Here is a 19,670-nt window from a genome sequence, read left to right on the forward strand (position 1 = left end):
CTTCGCACCGGGTCCCGCGTGGCGTCATGATCAGCGTCTTCGGTTGTGCCGTTTATTCTGCCTCATGAGTCCCAGACGCACCAGGCGTCCGCTCACCTCGAGCGGACCAGCGGGGCGTGGGCCCCGGCCGCCGGGCGCCCCTTCGTAGGGTGGGCGGATGCCATCGCAGACCTCTCCCACCGTCGCCCCGTACGGTTCCTGGCGCTCACCGGTCGGCGTCGACGACCTGACGGCCGGGACGGTGCGGCTCGACGCGGTGCGCGTCGACGGTCCCGACCTCTACTGGCTCGAGTCGCGACCCGACCAGGGCGGTCGGACGAGCCTGTGGACGCGGCCCCTCGCCGGCGGCGAGCCGGTCGAGCTGACCCCGTCGCCGGTGAACGTGCGCACGCGGGTCAACGAGTACGGCGGCGGCGAGTACGGCGTCCGCGACGGCGTCGTCGTCTACTCCGACCTGGCCGACAGCCGGCTCTGGCGCCGGGACCGCGACGGTTCGCTGACGGCGCTGACCGCGGCCGGCGACGTCTGGTTCGGCGACCCTGACGTGCACCCGGATCGCGGGGTCGTCGTCGCCGTGCGCGAGGACCGGCGTGAGGACGTCGTCGCCGCGGACGGACAGGCCCGCACCACGCTGGTCGCCGTCCCGCTCGACGGTTCCGCGGCGCACGACCTCGACGCCGTGACGGTGCTGGCCGAGGGCGCGGACTTCTACTCGACCCCGCAGCTGTCCGCCGAGGGCCGCCTCGCCTGGGTGCAGTGGGACCACCCGGCCATGCCCTGGGACGCGACCGCGCTCCGGGTCGCGCGCCTCGGTCCGGAGGGGCTGAGCGGGCACGGCACCGTGGCCGGCGGCCCCGAGGAGTCGGCCGTCCAGCCGCGCTGGCGCGGCGAGGACCTGCTGTTCGTCTCCGACCGCACCGGCTGGTGGAACCTCTACCTCTACGCCGCCGCCTCCCAGGCCCAGTCCGTGCGGGCCGTGCACGAGGAGGAGGCCGAGTTCGCCGAGCCGCAGTGGGTCCTGGGCATGACCCCGTACGCGCTGCTCGGCCCCACCGATCCCCGGAGCCGGCTGCTCTGCCAGCGGATCACCGAGGGCGAGGCGAGCCTCGTGGTCGTCGACGTCGAGACCGGCGAGGTGACCCCGGTGGCCGAGCCCGGCGTCGGGGCGAACGCCCTCGCCGCCGGCAGCGGCGGCGCCGCAGCGGTGCTGACCAGCCCGGACGCCCCGACCTCGCTGGCCGTGCTCGGCGCGGACGGTTCCTGGTCGACCGTGCGGACGGCCACCCAGCAGACGCTGGCCGGGGACCTCGTCTCGATCCCGCGCGACGTCACCTGGCCGGGCACAGAAGGCGTGGTGCACGGCTGGTACTACCCGCCCACGAACGCCGCGTTCGTCGCGCCGGAGGGCGAGGCGCCGCCGCTCATCACGCTGTCGCACGGCGGGCCGACCTCGCAGTCCCCCGCCGTGTTCACGCTGTCGATCCAGTACTGGACCACCCGCGGCTTCGCCGTCCTCGACGTCAACTACGGCGGCAGCACCGGCTACGGCCGGCCCTACCGCGAGCGCCTCAAGCCGCGCTGGGGCGTCGTCGACGTCGAGGACTGCGCGAACGGTGCGCTCGCCATGGTCGAGCAGGGCCTGGCCGACCGCCGCCGGCTCGCGGTCAAGGGCGGCAGCGCCGGCGGCTACACGACGCTGCGCGCGCTCACGGCGACCGAGGTCTTCACCGCGGGCATCAGCTCGTACGGCATCGGCGACCTCGAGGTCCTCGCCCGCGACACGCACAAGTTCGAGTCGCGCTACCTCGACGGGCTGGTCGGGCCCTACCCGGAGGCCCGCGACGTCTACGTCGAACGTTCGCCCATCCACCACGTCGACCGGCTGTCCTCGCCGATCCTGCTGCTGCAGGGCCTGGAGGACAAGGTCGTCCCGCCCAACCAGGCCGAGGCCATGGCCGACGCCGCCCGGGCCAAGGGGCTGCCGGTGGCGCTGATCCTCTTCGAGGGCGAGGGCCACGGGTTCCGGCGCTCCGAGACGATCGTGGCCTCGTACGAGGCGCAGACCAGCTTCCTCGCCCAGGTCTTCGGCTTCACCCCGGCCGACGACATCCCGGTCCTGGCGGTCGAGAACCTCTCCTGAGGCCTGAGGCCTGAGGCCTGAGCCCCCTCACCTCTTCCCGCGAGTGGTCGCTCCGGCCCGGTTCTGTGGCCCGCAACCGCCCCGGAGCGACCACTTTCCGGGGAGGGTGGGTCCCGCTCAGCGCGTCTCGCGCGCCCCGAAGACCGCCTGCCCGACACGGACGGTCGTGGCCCCGTGGGCGATCGCGAGGGCGAGGTCGCCGGACATGCCCATGGAGAGCTCGCGGCCGCACAGGTGCTCCGGGAGCGACTCGCGCAGCTCGACCATCCGCTCGAAGCAGGCGGCGACCTCGCGCTCGCCGGCGCCGTCGACCCCCTGCTGCACGGCCACGGTCATGAGCCCCCGGACGCGCAACGTGGGCAGCTCAGCCAGACCGGCCACGACGTCGGCGACTTCGCCCGGCGCCAGGCCGGACTTCTGAGCCTCGCCGGAGGAGTTCACCTGCACGAACACGTCGAGCGACCGGTCGAGGTCGTGCAGCCCCTTGTGCAGCGCGCGGGCGATCTTCAGCGAGTCCAGCGCGTGGAACTCGTCGGCGAAGGCGGCGACCTGGCGCGCCTTGTTCGTCTGCAGGTGGCCGATCATCGCCCAGCGCAGGTCGGGTCGGTCGGCGAAGTGGTCGGCCTTCTCGGCCGCCTCCTGGACCCGGTTCTCCCCCAGGAGCCGCACGCCCGCGTCGTACGCCGCCTGCAGCAGCTCGGGCGGGTGCGTCTTGCTCACGGGCAGCAGCCGCACCTCGCCCGGGTCCCGCCCGGCCGCCGCGCAGGCCTCGTCGACCTGCCGGCGGACGCGGGCGAGGTTCGCGGCGACGTCGATCACGCCACCAACCTAGGCGGCGCGCACGGGCGCGGGAGGCACGAGCCGCTCCGCGCGGTAGCGGTCGAAGAGGTCGGTGAACGCCCGCTCCGTACGCCGGTAGGACAGGAAGCCCGCCTCGCGGCTCTTGCTCATGTCGGTGACGACCTCCATGGGGCGGCCGAGGTCGGCGTCGGTGTGCCACCAGGAGGCCAGCCGGGTGATGTCGGCCTCGACGAGGCCGTGACGCTCGGCGATGTCGGCCCACGCCCCCTCGTAGCGCGTCAGCTGCTCCTCGAACGGCTGCGGCTCACCCTCGGGCCCCTGGACGCGCGCCGCGTCGACGCCCAGGTGGGCAGCGAGGCGCGGCCACATCCAGCGCCAGCGGAAGACGTCCCCGTTGACGATGTTGAACGGCTCGTCCGCGCCGGCGGGGTCGGTCGAAGCCCAGACCATCTGCTCGGCGAGCAGGCCGGCGTCGGTCATGTCGGTCAGGCCGTTCCACTGCGCCTCGCTGCCCGGGAACACGAAGGGCAGGTCGAGCTCGTTCGTGAGCGTGGCGGCGACGGCGATGGTCAGGCCCATGTTCATGGCGTTGCCGACCGCGTAGCCGATGACCGTGTGCGAGCGGTGCACCGACCACGTGAAGCCCTGCCGCTCGGCGGCGGCGAAGAGCTCGTCCTCCTGCGCGTAGTAGAAGTTCGGGGTCTCCAGGCGGGGCTCGTCCTCGTGGAACGGCGTGTCGGGGACCTTGCCCTGCGCGTACGCCTCGAACGGGCCGAGGTAGTGCTTGAGCCCGGTCACGAGGGCCACGTGCTGCAGCGGTGCGTGGGCCAGCGCGGCGAGCAGGTCGCGGACCATGCCGCCGTTGACCGTGATGTTCTCCGCCTCGGTGTCCTGGCGCTGCCAGGCGGTGAAGAAGACGTGCGTCGGGCGGTGCTCCGCGAGCGCCGTGCGCAGGCTCTCGACCTCGCGCAGGTTCGCCGCGACACCGGTGACGCCGGTCCGCGCGGAGCCACCCCGCGACAGCGCCAGGACCTCCCAGCCCTCGTCGAGCAGCTGGTCGACCAGGGCGGTGCCGGTGATGCCGCTAGCCCCGACGACCAAGGCGGTGCGGGGCTCGGCGGGGGCGGTCTGCTGGAGTTCGCTCACCCCTGCCCAACCGGCGCCCGGCACGCGGCATTCCACGCCGGCCGCGGTTAAGGTGCTCGCAACCCGGCGCGGAACCGTCCGTGCGGGCCCGACGACGCGCTCGACGAAGGAGCACCGCGGCCTTGTCCGACCTGCGCACGCTGCACGAGGAGCTCGTGGCCGTCGTCCTCGTGGGACGCGACCTCGACCAGGTCCTCGCCGAGATCGTCGGGGTCGCCCGGCGCGGGATGCCCGGCGCCGAAGCGGTGTCGATCACGCTGATCCGGGGCGACGAGCCGTACACCGCCGCCCACGACGGCCAGATGGCGCTCGACGCCGACGAGCTGCAGTACGAGCGCGGCTACGGCCCCTGCATGGACGCGGGCCGGTCGGGCCAGGTGTTCCTCGTCGAGGACATGGCCGCCGAAGACCGCTGGCCGGACTACAGCCGCCACGCCGCCGAGCACGGCGTCGGGAGCTCGCTGTCGGTCCCGCTGCCCTTCCAGGGCACCCGGATCGGCGGCCTCAACACCTACTCGTCGCGACCGCACGCCTTCGGCGAGGAGGACGTGGAGGTCGCCGAGGAGATCGCGCTGTGGACGGCGTACGCGATCGGCACGGCCGCGGCCGCTGCGGTGTCGGTCGACGACGCCGCTCAGATGCGCTCCGCGATGCTGCACCGCTCCGTCATCGAGCAGGCCAAAGGCATCCTCATGGAGCGGTACAAGATCACCGCCGACCCGGCCTTCACCCTGCTGTCGCGCTCGTCCCAGCGCACCGGGACCAAGCTCCGCGCGGTGGCCGACGCCCTCGTCCGCACCGGCACCCTGCCCGGGACCGAGGACCAGCCCCGCTAGGGCCAGCGGGCCCCGAGCGACACCATCCCGAGCGCCGCGAGGATCGCGAACGCGAGGCCCAGGCCGGCGTAGCGCGAGGTGACCTCCTTGTCGATCTTCTCCGTGCCGACCGAGCTGCCGATGTCGCGGTAGACGTCCTTGAGCTGGCCGGCGGACGTCGCCGTGTACGCGGTGCCGCCCGAGATCCGCGACACCCGGGCCAGCTCGGCCCGGTCGACCGGGACGGGCTCGCGCCGGCCGCCGATGTCGATGTAGCCGTCGGGGGTGCCGTACGCGATCGTGTAGATCGGCACGCTCTGGGCCTTGGCCTGCTGGGCGGCCTCGTCGGACGGGCGGCCGATCTGGGTCTTGCCGTCGCTCAGCAGCACGATGCGGGCCGGGGCGACCGAGTTGGGGTCTCCCGGGTCCGGCGGGACCTGGGCCAGCGCGGCCAGCGAGGTGTAGATGCCCTCGCCGATCGCGGTCGACGCCTTGGGCTGCAGGCTCTGGATCGCCGCGGTCGCCGCGCCCCGGTCCTGCGTCGGCGGCACGAGGGTGGTCGCGGTGCCCGCGAAGGACACGACCGACACGTTGAACTTCGGCGGCAGCGAGTTGACGAAGCCCTCCGCCGCCGACTTGGCCGCGTCGAGCCGGTTCGGCTGGACGTCGGTCGCCTCCATCGACAGCGAGACGTCGATCGTGACGACGATCGTCGCGCGCTCGCGCGGCACCGACACCTCGCCCTTCGGCTTCGCGTACGCGATCGTCAGCGTGAGCAGGCTCAGGATCGACAGGCCCACGGCGACGTGGCGCAGCCAGGTGCGGTCGCGCGGGATCACCAGGTCGAACATCGTGCGCGCGATCCGGGCGTTGCGCTTGCGCTTGCGGTTGACCAGGAACAGGTAGAGCCCCACCAGCGCCGGGATGAGCAGCAGCCACCAGAGCCGGACCGGCTCCAGGAAGGAGAGCAGGGGGGTCAGCAGCGGGGTCAGGGCGAGCGGTTGGAGGATCACGGCCACTTCGCCCCCAGCGAGATCGCGCCGAGCGCGGCGAGGACGGCGAAGGCGAGGCCGAAGCCGGCGAACTGCGCGGTCACCTCGCGGTCGGCCTTCTCGTAGCCGACCTCGGAGGAGATGTTCTCGTAGACGGTGCGCAGCTGGTCGGGCGTCGCCGCGGTGAAGTACTGCCCGCCGCTGATCTGCGCGATCTGCTGCATCTGCTCCTTGTCGACCGGCACCGGGTTGCGCTGGCCGTCGAGGTCGACGTAGCCGTTCTCCGTGCCGTACGCGATCGTGTAGACCGGCACGCCGGCCTTCTTGGCGTCGGCCGCGGCCTGCTGCGGGGCGCGCCCCTGCTGGTTGGTGCCGTCGCTGAGCAGCACGATCGCGCCGGGCGCGGGCTCGTCGGGGTGGTCGGGGTCCTTCGGCGCCTGCTGCAGGGCGGCCATCGCGGTGTCGATGCCCGCGCCGATGGCCGTCGAGTCCTGCAGCTTGATGCTGTTGATCGCGTTGGCGACCGTGCTGTGCTGCAGCGTCGGCGGCACGAGGATCGACGTCGCCCCGGCCATCGAGACGACCGAGACGTTGTACTTCTCGGGCAGCTCGTTCACGAAGCCCACCGCGGCCTGCTTGGCCGCGTCGAGCCGGTTCGGCGGCACGTCGGTCGCCTGCATCGACAGCGACGCGTCGATGACGAGCACGACGGTCGCGCGCTCGCGCGGCACGTTGACCTGGGTCGTCGGTTGCGCGAACGCGGTGGTCAGCGTGATGAGGCTGAGCAGCGACAGCGCAACCGCCAGGTGGCGGCGCCACTGCGACTGCCGCGGGATGACCACGTCCAGCATCGACGTGTTCGTGAAGCGCATGCCGCGACGGTTCTTGCGCCGGGTCGCCAGCACGTACGCCGCGACCAGCACCGGGATGGCCGCCAGCCAGGCCAGCCGCCGCGGCACCTCGAAGTCGATCTTGCTGAAGAAGGTCCAGACGTCGGTGAAGACGTTCAGGCCGACGAGCTCGAGCGGCGTCACTTCGTCACCCCCGTGGGCGGCGCGTGCAGCATGCTCGCCACGCGGCGGTAGGCCAGCACGAAGCGGGCGATGTCGGCGACCCAGTCGCGGTCGGTGCGCAGCTGGATGTGGCCCACGCCGGCACGGCGCAGGGAGATGCGGATGCGCTCCCGCTGCGCGGAGCTGGCGGCGTCCATGCGGGCGCGGGCGTCCGGGTCGGCGGTGTTCACGTAGCGCTCGAAGTCGGTCTCGGGGTCGCGGATGAGCATGTCGCCGACGTTGGGGAACTCGATCTCGCGGCGGTCGACGACCTCGATGGCCAGCACCTGGTTGCGCACGGCGAGGCGACGCATCGACCGCTCCCACTCCGGCGGCTCGTTCGGGTCGAGCTCGTGGTCGCCGGGGGTCAGGAAGTCGGAGACGACGACCCGGAGACCGCGCCGGCGCTGGGCGCGCGACATCTGCTCGACGGCGTTGGCCAGCGTCATCGGGCCGGTCGCGTGGTCGGGCACGAAGGGCTCGGTGAGCATCGTCCGCAGCAGCCCGTACAGGGCGGAGCGGCCCGAGCGCGCGGGCAGCCGGCGCAGCTTGTCGGGCTTCATGACGTAACCGCCGAAGCGGTCGCCCATCTTCTGCGACAGGAAGCCGATGGTGGCGATCGCGGCGATGCCGAGGTCGCGCTTGGTGACGCCCTCGGTGCCCCAGTTCATCGACGGGGTGACGTCGAGCAGCGCCCAGACCTCGAGCTCGCGGTCGGAGACGGTGTCGCGCACGTACGGCACGGTCGTGCGGGCCGTCACGGCCCAGTCGATCTTGCGGACGTCGTCCTCACCGGCGATGTAGAGGCGTGCGTCGTTGGCCTCCGAGCCGGGCCCGGGCAGCAGCCCGAGGTGGTCGCCGTGCAGGTAGCCCTCGAGCCGGCGCACGATCGTCAGCTCGAGACGGCGCAGCGCCGCCTCGGGGGCGAGCTTGTTGAGCGGGATGGTGGCGCGGGTGGGCGTGCCGAGCACCGAGGAGACCGCGCCGGCGTCGCGCGGGGGCACGCCGGACCGCACGGGCGGCGGGCCCGCGGGTGGTCCGAAGGAGGGAGCGGCCATGGGGAGGCTGCGGCTCAGCCGAAGTCCCGCGACGGCGGGTACGGCGCGACGGGACGACCGGACGGCGGCGGGAAGGCGCCGTTGGCCGGGCCGCCGTTCTGCGGCGCGCGGCCCTGCGGGACGCCCTGGCCGCTGCCGTTCGCCTGGGGCTGCGGCTGTCCCGGCTGACCCTGGGGAGCCTGCTGGCCCTGCCAGACCGGCGTGGGCGGCGGGACCATGGCGACGATCCGCTCGATCACCTGCGCGGGCGAGATGTTGTCGGCGATGGCGTCGAAGCCGAGCGTCAGGCGGTGCGCCATGACGTCCTTGGCCACGGCCTGCACGTCGGTGGGCAGCACGTAGTCGCGCCCGTGGATCAGGGCGAGCGCGCGGGCCGCGGCGACCAGGCCGAGCGTGGCGCGGGGGCTGCAGCCGATCTGGATGACCGACGTGAGGTCGGGCAGGTTGAACTCGGCCGGCGTCCGCGTCGCCAGCACGAGGCGCACGACGTACTCGGCGACGAGGTTGTGCACGAACACCTCGCTCGCCTGGCGCTGCAGCGTGCGGACCAGGTCGGGGTCGAGGACCGGGCGCGCCTCGGGCGGGTCGACGCTCATCCGGCGGAGGATCTCGAACTCCTCGTTGCCGCGCGGGTAGGGCACGTCGACCTTGAGCAGGAAGCGGTCGCGCTGCGCCTCGGGCAGCGGGTAGACGCCCTCGGACTCCACCGGGTTCTGCGTCGCCAGCACGATGAACGGCTGCGGCACCGGGTAGGTCGTGCCGCCGATGGAGACCTGCTTCTCGGCCATCAGCTCGAGCATCGCGGCCTGCACCTTGGCCGGCGCGCGGTTGATCTCGTCGGCCAGGACGAAGTTGACGAAGACCGGGCCGAGCTCGACGTCGAACGTCTCCTGGCTGGCCTTGTAGATCCGGGTGCCGACGATGTCGGAGGGCACGAGGTCCGGGGTGAACTGGATGCGGGAGAAGGAGCCGCCGACGACCGTGGCGAAGCTGCGCACCGCCAGCGTCTTCGCGACGCCGGGCACGCCCTCCAGGAGGATGTGGCCCTTGGCCAGCAGCCCGACCATCAGCTGCTCGACCATGTGCTCCTGGCCGACGATGACGCGCTGCACCTGGCTGATCGCCTCGCCGAGGAGCCGCGACGCCTCGGCGGGCTCCAGGCCGTGCCGGCTCGCCGTGGCCGTGCCGCCGGGGCCCGCGCTCGGGCTGGCGGCGGACGAGCCGTTCGGCGCGCCGTAGCTGGGGCTGCTCACTCACTCACTCCTCAGGACACGAGAGCCGGGGACTGGACGGGTTAGGGACGCGAGCCCCGGACGGACGAGCTCGACAGCACGCAGAGCACGTCGTCCCCCGCCGGCAGGCCCGCACAGTCTCGCAGACCAGTGGTTCCAGCGTAGGCGGCGCGATCCGGCAGACCAGGAGTTCACAGGTGCTCCATAGCCACGGCCGGGAGCGCGGCCAGACGTCCAGCGCACGCTCGAGCGGCAGGGGCCGGACCTGCGCGCCTCCTAGACTGTCTGCGCCTGCGGTTCCTCGCGGGCGGTGCGCCCCGAGGTCCACCCGTCCGTCGCTCGCCCCGCCGAGGAGGTGCCGTGTCGTCCCCCTACTACGGTCCCTGGGACGCGGGCGACCCCGGGCAGCGACCTCCGGGCCAGCCCGGCAGCGCGCCGGCGGCGCCGCCCAACGTCGAGGCGATGCGCGCGTACGAGTCCGTGGACCCGTCCACCCTCGACGACGTCGTCGGCGTCAGCCCGCTGCTGCCCGACGACCCGCCCAAGGTCGGCGGCTACTGGCTCGACGCCCGGCTGCACGCCAGCTCCGCCGGCACCGCCTTCACCGCGCACTCCTCCGAGGAGACCGGCAGCGTCCCGGCGATGGTGCTGCTGCTCTCCGAGGGCGCCGCGGCCGACGCCGCCGCCCGCGACCGGCTGGCCGGCGAGGTCAACGAGATGCACATCGACACCGTGCTCGCGCGCGGTGGCCAGGGGCAGGACACCGGCCGGCTCGGACGCCGCTTCGTCGCCCCCGACACGCCCGTCGCACCCGACGGCAAGCAGGACGCGCCCTGGGTGGCCCTGGCGTACGACGGTTCGCCGGCGGCCGCGGCCGAGGCCCAGCGGGTGCTCGACGCCGTCGAGCTCGCCGCGCTCGAGCCGCTCGGCCTGCCGAAGGGGCCCGACTACGAGCTGCCCTGGATCAACCGCGTCCGCCCCGGGCTGGCGCGGCTGTGGCCGCTGCCCTGGCCCGGCCGCTACGACCGCGCGGGCTGGCGGACGATCCTCGTGTCCTGGCTGCTGATGCTGCTGCTGGCCGCGCTGGCCGTCCTCATCGCCATCCTCATCTTCCGCAACCAGCCGCCGCAGAGCCCGCCGCCGCCGGCCGACGGCACCGGCAGCCCGCCGCCGGCGTCCGCGAGCCCGCAGTCGGGCTCGCCGCAGCCCTCCCAGAGCGGCTCGCCGTCGCCGTCGCAGTCCGGGTCCCAGTCCGGCTCGCCGTCGGGGTCGCCCTCGCCGTCGGGCTCGCAGTCCGGCTCGCCCAGCGGGGGCCCCAGCCCGGGTGAGAGCGGCGAACCCGGCAGCCCGACCCCGCCCTCGCGACTCTGAGACGGCCCTGACGACAGTGACCACGATGACGACGACGACGGTGACGACGAGGACCATGACGATCCACGAGCACGCCACCGCGGTCCCCGCCCTGGTCGCCTGCGACCTCGACGGCACGTTCCTCTCCCCCGACGGCACGGTGAGCGAGACCAACGCGCGCGCCGTCCGTGCGGCGCAGGAGGCCGGCATCCCGGTCGTCTTCGCCACCGGCCGTCCGGTCCGCTGGCTCGACGTCATCGCCGACCTGCCCGGGGCCCACCCCACCGTCATCGCGAGCAACGGAGCGGTCCTCTACGACCTCGGCTCGCGCCGGACGCTCGACCGCCTCTGCCTCGACCCGGACGTGGCGCTCGGCGCCGTCGCCTGCATCCGCGAGCACGTGCCGGACGCCGCCTTCGCCTTCGAGTCGGGCACGCACTTCGGCTACGAGCCGGCGTACCGCACCTGGGTGCCCGACACCGGGCAGGACCCGGACCTGCGCCACGGCAGCGTCGAGGAGCTCGCCCACGAGATCTCGGCGGTCAAGATGCTCGTCCAGAGCCAGGCGCTCGACGACGACGCGCTGCGCACGCAGGTCTCCGCGTGCGTCGGCGGGACCCTCACCGCCACGAGCTCCACGGGCCGGGGCTACGGCCTCGTCGAGGTGAGCGCCCATGGCGTCGACAAGGCGAGCATGCTCGCGCGCACCTGCGCGCGCCTCGGCGTACCGGCCCGTCGCGTTGCCGCCTTCGGCGACATGCCGAATGATGTGAGCATGCTCAGCTGGGTCGGCATGCCGCGCGTCGTCGCGAACGCCCACCCCGCGCTGCTCGCCCTCGGCTTCCCCGTCGTCGGGGCCAACCACGAGTCCGGCGTCGGCACCACGATCCTCGACTGGGTGGCGTCGTGCCCCTCGCTCGACACGTCGCTGGAGCACGCCGGAGCCGTCGCACCCGCATGACGCGGGCGGTCCGGGCCGCCGCGGTCTGCCTCCTGCCCGTCATCACCGGGCTCTGGGTGGCGGGGACCGAGTTCGGCGGACGGCTCGTGCCGTGGCGCCCGGCGATGGTCGACCTCGGCGTCTACCTCGAGGCCGCGCGCGTCCTGCTCGCCGGCGGCGACTTCTACGCCCTGGCCGGGCGGCTGCAGTTCCTCTACCCGCCGCTGGCCGCCGTCCTGTCGGTCCCGCTGACCCTGCTGCCCACCGCCGCCGTCGAGATCGGCTGGACGGTCGCCGGCGTCCTCGCGCTGCTCGCCGTCCTCCACCGGGTCGGGCTGCGGGGCTGGGTGCTCAGCCTGGCGACGACGGCGTCGCTGTTCGTCGAGCTGGTGCGCCAGACCCTCGGCTTCGGCCAGGTCGGCATCTTCCTCGTCGCGCTGGTCGTGCTCGACCTCGTACCCGGGCCCCGTGTCCTCGCCCGGCGGGTGCTGCCCGAGGGCTTCTGGACCGCGCTCGCGGCGTGCATCAAGCTCACCCCCGCCTTCTTCCTCGTCTACCTGCTGCTCGTGCGCCGTCGGCGCGCGTTCGTCACCGCCGTCGTCTCCGCGGTCGCCCTGACCCTGCTCGCGGCCGTGGTCGCGCCGCGGCAGTCGTACGGGTTCTGGACCCGGCTCGCCCACGGCGACACCGGCCTGGGCGGCAGCATCGTCTACTTCACCAACCAGTCGGTGCTGGCCGACGTCATCCGCGTCCTCGGTTTCAGCACCGGCGCAACCCTGCTGGGGCTCGCGCTCAGCGCGGCCGTCGCCGCCCTCGGCGTCTGGGCGGCCGTGCTCTGGCACCGGCGCGGCGAGGTCGCGCTCGCCGTGATGCTGGGCGGCGTGGCCACCCTGCTGGCCTCCCCCGTTTCCTGGCTGCACCACTTCGTGTGGGTCGTGCCGCTCGCCGTCGTGCTCGTCCTCGACCTGCTGCCGCTGCCCGGCCCGGCCCGGCTGCCGCAGTGGTTCAGCGTGCTCGGGCTGCTCTTCTGCGGCTGGGTCGCGGTCGAGCCGTTCAAGAACCTGCCGAACAGCGGCGACGTCGAGCTCACCTGGAACGCCGGGCAGAACCTGCTCGCCTCCGGCACCCTCCTGATCGGGGTCGTCTTCCTGGGCGCCGCCGTCGTCGTGGCCCGGCGCCGGACGCCGCTGGAGCTCCCCACGCCGCAGGCCGGCACGACCGTCGAGTCGAGCGCCCCACGCACGCCCGCCCCCACCCTCCGAGAGGCCCGCCCGTGACCGCGTACGACCAGACCCCCGGCGCCCTCCCGGAACGCGGGCGCCTGCGGCGGCTCAGCTGGATCGCCGTGCTCGTCCTCGGCGTCGCGGCGTACCTGCTCGTCCTGCGCACCCTCGTCGGCACCGAGAACCTCAACTTCGTGCCGTCGCTGCTCCTGCTGGGGTCGGTGGTCGTGCCCGCGACCGTCCTCACCTTCGCCGCGACCGGCGGGCGCCGGGTCGTCGTCGGCGCCGGCCTGCTCGCGCTCGTCGCGATCATCGGCGGCATCATCGGCACCGTCGCCGCCGGCACCCTCGAGTACGACACGCTGCGCCGCCTCGGCGCCCTGCCGATGTTCTTCGTCGGCCTCATCGAGGAGAGCGCCAAGCTCGTCGTCCCACTGATCGTCGTGCTCCTCGTGCGCCGCTACCGCAACCCGGCCGCCGGCGTCGTCGTCGGCGTCGCCAGCGGCATGGGCTTCGCCACGCTCGAGACGATGGGCTACGGCTTCAACGCGCTCATCCAGAGCCGCAGCCTCGCCGCCCTCGACTCCACGCTGCTGCTGCGCGCGCTGCTCTCCCCCGCGGGCCACGTCGCCTGGACCGGCGTCACTGCGGCGGCGCTGTTCGCTATCCCCGCCTCCGCCCACACGGGGAAGGCGGTCCTGCGGTTCGTGGGGACGTTCGTCGGCGCCGTCCTCCTGCACACGGCCTGGGACGGTTCCAACAACCTGATCGTCCACGTCCTCGTCGCCGTGGTCAGCGTCGGCGGCCTCCTGGTCGTCATCCACCGCACCCGCCGCACGCTCCCGACCGCCGAGCACCCCTACGGCCAGCCCGTCTCGGTAGCATCAGCGCCGCAGGGGCGATAGCTCAGCCGGTCAGAGCAAGGGACTCATAATCCTTCGGTCGTGGGTTCAAGCCCCACTCGCCCCACACACTCACCCTGCATCTCCCCTCGTCAGGAGCAAGTTTACGCATCAGACGGGACCAAACGATGCTGATCGGTGCTGTGCAAACCCTTGTGCGAAAGCAGGGTGGAAGGCCTGCGTGTGCGAACGGACGTGCGAGACGGCGGCTTGCTGCCCGTGCGTGCTGCGGGACGGCCGACTTCGCTACCAGGCACCGACTCCACTGGCGCCCGACGGCAAGGCACAACTACTTGCACCCCGGCACAGGGGCGGGCTCGTACTGTGCTGTGTGCAGTTGCGTCCATTTGGCAGGGACAGTTGCAGCCTGCCAACAGTTTCTTCCGTGCCAAGTGTTTCGTGATGACGCCAGTTGCAGCATGCCAAAGGTTGCGCGGGTGCCAAGGCCGTGGGGCCTCCCGGAACTGCCTCAGCCGCACCGGTGTCTGTCCCTGCTCTCCTCAGGGCCGGGGACCGCACGTCCACCTCTAGCTCGGCAGCAGCGACCACACCTTCCGAGCCGCACCTGGGCAAGGTGTGCTCGACTGCTTCTCATGGTTGGAGAGGTTGCCTGGGACGACGTGTGGCGAGCGACCGCCAAGCAGCTCGACCAGTACCGCGGCGCCGGGTTGGAGAACCTGCTCACCGAGGATGTCGTCAGATTTGCCACGATCCAGCAACTGGTGGCCGCGGGGGTCGCCCCCACGAGGCTGGAGGCCGAGTGGCGCCGACCCGGCGTACCGGACGCTGTCGACCTCGTCGTCTCTGGTCCTGACTTCGCGGCCGTCGAGTTCAAGTACCCGCGCGAGCCGCGCGAGACGAACGCGGCCTGGACACAGCACTTGGGCGAGGCGCTGAAGGACTTCTACCGCCTCGCCCACATGCCCAAGCAGTTCACGTCGCTGTGGTGCGTTCAGCTCCTCTCCGAGCGGATGCGGCGCTACCTCGACGGGGTGGCCGACCGCCACGGCGTCCGCTTTGGGCTGGCACCCGGTGAGGAGACGGTGCTCGATCCAGCCCGCGTACAAGCGCTACCAGCGACGGCCCACAGAGGCCTCGCCCGCTGGCAGGCGAGCCTGCCGACGGTCGAGGCCCGCTGCTCGGCAGCGCACCAGATCGGCAAGGACCTTCTGCTCGTCGTCCACTCAGTGACCCCCCATCCCTGAGCCGCAGCCTGGTCGAGCCGCGACGCGACCCAACCAGTAGCCGCAGGCACACGAGAGCCGGCGTCAGAGAATGTCCTCCCAGGGTTCGTCGGGCTCGGTCTCCGCGAGCGCGTCCTCCTCAGCCTTCGCTTCCTGCTCGGCAGCGATGCGAGCCTCCACGACGTCGGCGAGAGCCCAGAAGAAGCCTCGGGGCTGAGCCTCGTCCAGGCACTCCCTTGCGATACGCGCTACCTGGGTCCGGTCGGCGCCATCTCGAACGAGCGGACAGAGCTCGGCGTCGAATACGCCGTAGCGAAGCCTGCTCGGGGCGAGCCTGCTGTGGGCCGACTCGCGGAGCCCCAGGTCGCTGCCAAGCGCGGCGATGACCTCGAACGATCCGGTGAGCGACCACACGAGCAGGGTCTCGAGGTGCTGCGTCTTCACGGCTGCCCACGCCTCGGGGTAGGCCTGGTCGATGTCGGCCTCGCTCGTGCCGGCGACCCACGACGTCAGAGCAGCCTGAAGTGCGGCCGGCTCGACCTCCCGGAGGTCCTCCAGCTCCTGGAGGTTGGCCACGCACGCCGAGATGAGCCAGAACAGGAGGCGGTCGTGGTCGGCCGGGTCAGGCTGCTCGGCTTGAAGGACGGGAACGATGGCGTCCAGGTTGGCAGCGATGGCGTCGCGGAGCCGCAGGCAGCCCTCCAGCTTCAAGCCGGACCGGTACACGGCGGCGCGTAGCGCAGGGTCAGGCACTCTGTGAGCGACCTGCTGGACGTAGCCAGCTCCGTTGGTCAAGGTGGTCTGCTGTAGCTGCGGAGCGGAGGTCGCGGACCAGTAGCTCCGCTGCAGCGCCTCTTCCAGCGCCCGTCTGAGGTCTCCATCGACCGCTGCCGACTCGGCGAGCGCCTCGATCGTGAGGGCGTCGATGATGTCCTTCTCGGCGGGAAGCATCTGCTGTGGCGCTTGGTGCCTCAGAACCATCAGCGCTTCGGTGAGGGCGGTCCGCGTTGGCGGAAGGTCCTGCCGCATCGCTCGCCGCCACTTGCGGGCCTGGACGTGATCCGAGGTCATGACGACGAGACGGCCGCTGACGAAACGGCCTGCCCTACCCGCGCGCCCTTCGAGGTTGCGCAGCCGGGCGATGTCAGGTCGCTGTTCCGGGGTCCTTGGCGGGTACGCGGCGATGACGGTGCGGGCCGGGAAGTCCACGCCCTCCAGCAACGTGGAGGTGCAGACGATGCACCTGAGAAGGCCTCGCCGGGCAGCGGACTCGATTGCTCGACGGACGTCGCGGTGCACGTCGGCGTGGTGGAGGCCGAAGCCGTTTCGGAGCGCAGCGGCCTCTGCGGGGTGCAGCACCTCGATCGAGGCTGCGAGCTCCGTCAGCGTGGGGTGCGGAGTGCTCAGCGGGGCCGCGCTTGCTGAGATCGTGTTGAAGAGGCCCAGCGCGCGGGACTTGAGGTCGGTGAAGACGACTACTAGCCCCTCTGACGTCCACTTCTCGACGAGCCCAGCAGCCTCGTGCTTCCTGTCGCGGATCCAACCGTCGCCCTTCGACTTGTCGCTCGGCTTGAGCGTGAAGACCTCGACGGGGTCCGACCCTTCGGGCCAGAGGTATGCGGTAAGGGCGCGAGTCGGGCTGGTGCCCGGGAGGCCGCGGATGTAGACGTGACGCTCTAGCCAGGCGGGGTGCCAGTCGGACTCCAGAGCGTCGCCGTTGATCCAGTTCGCGATGGCCTCGACGTCGGAGAACTGGCTGGCCAGGAGGACCACGCGGATGTCGCGCCGCAAGGCCTTGGCGATGAGGAGCTCGAGGGTGGCGCCGCGGGGTCCGTTGTCCACGTGCTGCGCCTCGTCGACGACGAGCAGCTTGATGTTCTGAAGATCGATGCCGCCGTCGTCGGTCATCGCCCGTCGCCAGTCGAGGTCGAGTCGCTCGGGAGTCACGACGGCGACCCCCGGGCCGTCCAGGACGCCTCCAGCGGAGGGGAGGTCGGTGTCGTAGTCCAGGCCGCCTTGGGAGGACCGGACGCTGACGTCGTCGGGCAGTCCGTCTCGTAGGTCGCGGAACAGCTGGCCGACGAGGGCGCGTGTGGGGGCGACGACCGCGACGACCCCGTCAGGGTGGCGGTCGATGGTGTCTGCGGCGACGAGCTGCATGAGGGTGGTCTTGCCAGCGCTCGTGGGCATCTTGATGGCCAGAGACCTCTGCGTCGGGTCGAGGAGGCCGCCACGGAGGGCTTCGGCCTGGGATGGCCAGAAGGCATGGCGGCCGTATCGGCGCATGTAGCTGACCACGTGCTGTACGGCGACGCCGGTGGCGCCCTTCGCCTCGGTCATGGTCTGCGGATGCCGCTCCAGTCGGTGCAGGAGTGCGGCTGCAACGTGCCGAGCCGCCTCCATCAGGGCCCCGTCAGCGGTCGTTGTGTCGAGAACTTCGCGCAGCTTGCCGGGGGGCGCGCTGAGGTTCAGGACGTTGCGAGCGGCGTCGGCGAAGCCCGCGAGGGAGCGACCCTTCAGGGTTGTCCGGGCACCTGAGAGTGCGCCGGTCAGGAGCTGGGCGAGGCCACGGACGTCAGGATCCGGGTCTGTGGCAGCCGCCCCAGCGCGAGCGAGTGCGATGCCGTCTTCGTTGGCCAAGTACCACAGGCTCGACTCGAGGACGGTGTGCAGAGGCGTAGGTACGGCGGTGCTCGCCAGCTGAGCCGGCATATCGCGGCTGAGCAGGCCGGAGATGCCGGCCTTGGCGCCTGGCCGAACCAGAGTCGAGGCCCCGCCAGTCAAGTCTGCGTAGGTGAGGCGCGCCGCCGCGTCGAAGATGCGGTCGCGAGTGTCATCGAGATTTGGGACCAGGACGACGTGCAGCTCTGTGATGGGTGGGGTGCCGGTCCAGTGCTCGTCGATCTTGAACGCAGGTAGCCGGTCCTCTCCGACCACGGCGACCGCGTGACGTAGGTGCGGCGCCAGGGGTGCGTCGGGGTCGATGAGTCGGCCCAGGTGCTGAGCCGCCGACAGCGCGAAGTTCCGTGCGTGGTCAGGGTGGGCGCGCATGAGCCGCACACCGGCGGCCCAAGCCTGGGCCAGGTACTCGTCTGTGACGACCTGGGCACTGTCGTCGAGAGCGGTGAGCACATTCGAGGGCCAGCCGATGGAGCGGCACTTCGCCTCGACCACGACGGGCTTCGGCTTCTCGCCGTGGCTGAGGGTGAGGCCCATCGTGTCGGGGCCCTGAATGGTCGCGTTGGCGACAGGCTTTCCCTGCAGCTTGCTGTAGGGCACTGTGCGACCCATCCGGGTGCTGTAGATGCCTGCCGCGATCATCTCGCCGAAGTCACCCTTGCGAACGCTGTCGTAGGTCGGGACCGTGGGGCCCACGCTGGCGTTGGGGTAGGCAAGGCGCTCGTCGTCCGGGAGGTAGGCGCGTCCGACGGCGACAGCGAGGGTGGCGATGTCGCGCGGGGTCACGTCGAGCGTCCATCTGAAGACGGTCAGTTGCCCGTCGCACGTCAGCTCGGGCCGTGCGGTTGCGCGGAGCTTGGCGCCGAACGCCGTTGTCACGGGTGCCGGGGGGTCCGACGACGAGCCGTCGAACTTGGTGTCGCGGGCATAGCTCTCCTGGTCGGATGGTCTCCAAGACGGTGCTTCGGCAGGTCTGCTGCGCACAGGGCCCGGAGTCCCCGAAGGTACGGGACGCCACCACACCTCGAGCTGCCGTGAGGGAGTGTCGGGCGGACGGACCACCCACGCCCCACCATGACCTCTTCCGGTGCGGGCCGAGTTCAAGATCAGACCGTCGATAAGAAGGCTATTGGGGTCCTGCCGGCATCAAAACTGACCCGTGACCGTCGTGGCCTCCGGGTCCGTGCACGGCGCACCCGGAGCGCTTCCTCGTCCAGCGCGGTGGCTGACGGCAGGTGTCGGTGCCGGAGGCGACACTGACGTGGAGAAGGAGGCCCCGTGCCCGAACCGTCCAAACCGCCCATGCCCGTCTTCGACGTGCAGCTCACTGAGGCGGTCAGCAACATCCTCGCCGCAACCGACCGCCCTGGCCTGACCAAGGGCGAGTTGATCTCGGCGCTGCGTCCGGCACGGCTCGAGTGGGAGGACGGCGAGAACAAGCGCGCCGCGCTGCTGCGCCTGCTCCACAACGCGCAGGTGCGCCGCGGCCGCGGGGACACGCTCGTCGTGTTCGTCAACGCCGCGCTGAACCCCTCGCGTTACGTCAACGACCACGCCCGCTTCGACCGCCTCCGCGGACAGCTGAACGAGCTGCTCAGCCTCTACGGGTTCAAGATCACCGAGCAGGGCAAGTTCGCTCGAGGGCAGCAGGCGGCCACCCTGAGCGAAGCCGCCCGTCTCTCCGGCGAGCTGGTCAGCGAGCTCCGGCGCCGCGGGTGCCACCAGCTCCTGCTCACCTACTGCGGCGAAGAGCTCGTCCGCAAGTCGCTGTTCCACGCCATCAGCGAGGCGTCGAAGAGCATCCCCGACCGCATCCGGCGGCACACCGGTCTCGGTGAGGACGGCGAGGACCTGTACGGACGTGTCTTCGGCACCAAGACCGTCGCACCCCTCATCACCGTTACCGCCATGAGCAACGACTCCGAGACCAGCGAGCACCGCGGCTTCAAGAACCTGCTGACCGGTATCCATGGGCACTACCGCAACCCTCGGGCCCACGCCACGCGGCTCGGTTCGAGCGAGGAGCACAACGACTTCTTCGACGCGTTCGCTCTCTTCTCCTACGTCCACAGGCGGCTGGACCAAGCAGGCGTGCGGCCCTGAGCCCCACCTGGCCGGGACCTGCGACGCACGCCCTGTTGGCTCGCGCAAGCACT

The 19,670-nt window shown here is 71.9% G+C and carries 14 protein-coding genes, 1 tRNA gene and 1 pseudogene; 9 read left to right on the forward strand and 7 right to left on the reverse strand.

Features of this window, described 5'->3' with window-relative positions; translation table 11 throughout:
- Window positions 1-157: 157 nt before the first annotated feature.
- On the forward strand, window positions 158-2,140 hold the full coding sequence (locus BMY04_RS13755; protein WP_091181573.1) for a prolyl oligopeptidase family serine peptidase: 1,983 nt from the start codon (window positions 158-160) through the stop codon (window positions 2,138-2,140).
- A gap of 117 nt (window positions 2,141-2,257) precedes the next feature.
- Here BMY04_RS13755 and BMY04_RS13760 read toward each other — a convergent pair whose 3' ends face one another.
- Window positions 2,258-2,956, reverse strand: coding sequence for a YggS family pyridoxal phosphate-dependent enzyme (locus tag BMY04_RS13760; protein ID WP_091181798.1), 699 nt, complete (start codon window positions 2,954-2,956; stop codon window positions 2,258-2,260).
- Window positions 2,957-2,968: 12 nt separating this feature from the next.
- The gene (locus BMY04_RS13765) at window positions 2,969-4,087 is read right to left on the reverse strand and encodes an SDR family oxidoreductase (RefSeq protein WP_170854135.1); all 1,119 of its coding nucleotides are present in this window, start codon (window positions 4,085-4,087) and stop codon (window positions 2,969-2,971) included.
- Window positions 4,088-4,209: 122 nt separating this feature from the next.
- Here BMY04_RS13765 and BMY04_RS13770 point away from each other — a divergent pair, with 122 nt between their 5' ends.
- A complete protein-coding gene (locus BMY04_RS13770; RefSeq protein WP_198410150.1) occupies window positions 4,210-4,923 on the forward strand; it encodes a GAF and ANTAR domain-containing protein in 714 nt (237 codons plus the stop codon).
- Here the strand turns inward: BMY04_RS13770 and BMY04_RS13775 are convergent.
- The 4 genes and pseudogenes from BMY04_RS13775 to BMY04_RS13790 form a co-directional block, all read right to left on the reverse strand.
- The gene (locus BMY04_RS13775) at window positions 4,920-5,882 is read right to left on the reverse strand and encodes a VWA domain-containing protein (RefSeq protein ID WP_198410165.1); all 963 of its coding nucleotides are present in this window, start codon (window positions 5,880-5,882) and stop codon (window positions 4,920-4,922) included. The two genes, BMY04_RS13770 and BMY04_RS13775, sit on opposite strands and share 4 nt — an antisense overlap.
- A 29-nt stretch (window positions 5,883-5,911) precedes the next feature.
- Window positions 5,912-6,928 (reverse strand): VWA domain-containing protein, encoded by a 1,017-nt coding sequence (locus tag BMY04_RS13780; RefSeq protein WP_232506394.1) that lies wholly within the window; start codon window positions 6,926-6,928, stop codon window positions 5,912-5,914.
- On the reverse strand, window positions 6,925-8,004 hold the full coding sequence (locus BMY04_RS13785; protein WP_091181576.1) for a DUF58 domain-containing protein: 1,080 nt from the start codon (window positions 8,002-8,004) through the stop codon (window positions 6,925-6,927). Before BMY04_RS13785 ends, BMY04_RS13780 begins: the two co-directional genes overlap by 4 nt.
- A gap of 152 nt (window positions 8,005-8,156) precedes the next feature.
- Window positions 8,157-9,164, reverse strand: a pseudogene (locus BMY04_RS13790) (AAA family ATPase); the annotation flags it as partial.
- A 534-nt stretch (window positions 9,165-9,698) separates the two neighbouring features.
- Here BMY04_RS13790 and BMY04_RS13795 point away from each other — a divergent pair.
- From BMY04_RS13795 to BMY04_RS13820, 6 genes are all read left to right on the forward strand, one after another.
- The gene (locus BMY04_RS13795) at window positions 9,699-10,607 is read left to right on the forward strand and encodes a hypothetical protein (RefSeq protein ID WP_091181813.1); all 909 of its coding nucleotides are present in this window, start codon (window positions 9,699-9,701) and stop codon (window positions 10,605-10,607) included.
- Window positions 10,608-10,632: 25 nt separating this feature from the next.
- The gene (locus BMY04_RS13800; RefSeq protein ID WP_139209854.1) at window positions 10,633-11,547 is read left to right on the forward strand and encodes an HAD family hydrolase; all 915 of its coding nucleotides are present in this window, start codon (window positions 10,633-10,635) and stop codon (window positions 11,545-11,547) included.
- Window positions 11,544-12,803: a glycosyltransferase 87 family protein gene (locus BMY04_RS13805; RefSeq protein ID WP_091181583.1), complete on the forward strand. Its 1,260-nt coding sequence runs from the start codon at window positions 11,544-11,546 to the stop codon at window positions 12,801-12,803. The genes BMY04_RS13800 and BMY04_RS13805 overlap by 4 nt, the downstream gene beginning before the upstream one ends.
- Window positions 12,800-13,654, forward strand: coding sequence for a PrsW family intramembrane metalloprotease (locus BMY04_RS13810; protein ID WP_091181584.1), 855 nt, complete (start codon window positions 12,800-12,802; stop codon window positions 13,652-13,654). The genes BMY04_RS13805 and BMY04_RS13810 overlap by 4 nt, the downstream gene beginning before the upstream one ends.
- Window positions 13,645-13,718: transfer RNA gene (locus BMY04_RS13815), tRNA-Ile, on the forward strand. The genes BMY04_RS13810 and BMY04_RS13815 overlap by 10 nt, the downstream gene beginning before the upstream one ends.
- A 526-nt stretch (window positions 13,719-14,244) precedes the next feature.
- Window positions 14,245-14,856 (forward strand): hypothetical protein, encoded by a 612-nt coding sequence (locus tag BMY04_RS13820; RefSeq protein WP_091181585.1) that lies wholly within the window; start codon window positions 14,245-14,247, stop codon window positions 14,854-14,856.
- Window positions 14,857-14,919: 63 nt separating this feature from the next.
- Here the strand turns inward: BMY04_RS13820 and BMY04_RS13825 are convergent, their stop codons facing one another.
- Window positions 14,920-18,300 carry a DEAD/DEAH box helicase gene (locus tag BMY04_RS13825; protein WP_139209855.1) on the reverse strand — a complete coding sequence of 1,127 codons (3,381 nt, stop codon included), beginning with the start codon at window positions 18,298-18,300 and terminating at the stop codon, window positions 14,920-14,922.
- Between the two features lie 492 nt (window positions 18,301-18,792).
- Here BMY04_RS13825 and BMY04_RS13830 point away from each other — a divergent pair, with 492 nt between their 5' ends.
- The gene (locus BMY04_RS13830; RefSeq protein ID WP_198410151.1) at window positions 18,793-19,617 is read left to right on the forward strand and encodes a TIGR02391 family protein; all 825 of its coding nucleotides are present in this window, start codon (window positions 18,793-18,795) and stop codon (window positions 19,615-19,617) included.
- Window positions 19,618-19,670 lie beyond the last annotated feature (53 nt).

Origin of the sequence: Microlunatus flavus (assembly GCF_900110855.1) — a bacterium.
Taxonomy (GTDB): domain Bacteria; phylum Actinomycetota; class Actinomycetes; order Propionibacteriales; family Propionibacteriaceae; genus Microlunatus; species Microlunatus flavus.

What these genes read in the sequence shown, in the direction of transcription:
- BMY04_RS13755 (WP_091181573.1), top strand. Translation starts at nt 158, where the DNA reads ATGCCATCGCAGACCTCTCCCACCGTCGCCCCGTACGGTTCCTGGCGC.
- BMY04_RS13785 (WP_091181576.1), bottom strand. Translation starts at nt 8,004, where the DNA reads ATGGCCGCTCCCTCCTTCGGACCACCCGCGGGCCCGCCGCCCGTGCGG.
- BMY04_RS13795 (WP_091181813.1), top strand. Translation starts at nt 9,699, where the DNA reads ATGCGCGCGTACGAGTCCGTGGACCCGTCCACCCTCGACGACGTCGTC.
- BMY04_RS13800 (WP_139209854.1), top strand. Translation starts at nt 10,633, where the DNA reads ATGACGACGACGACGGTGACGACGAGGACCATGACGATCCACGAGCAC.
- BMY04_RS13805 (WP_091181583.1), top strand. Translation starts at nt 11,544, where the DNA reads ATGACGCGGGCGGTCCGGGCCGCCGCGGTCTGCCTCCTGCCCGTCATC.
- BMY04_RS13820 (WP_091181585.1), top strand. Translation starts at nt 14,245, where the DNA reads ATGGTTGGAGAGGTTGCCTGGGACGACGTGTGGCGAGCGACCGCCAAG.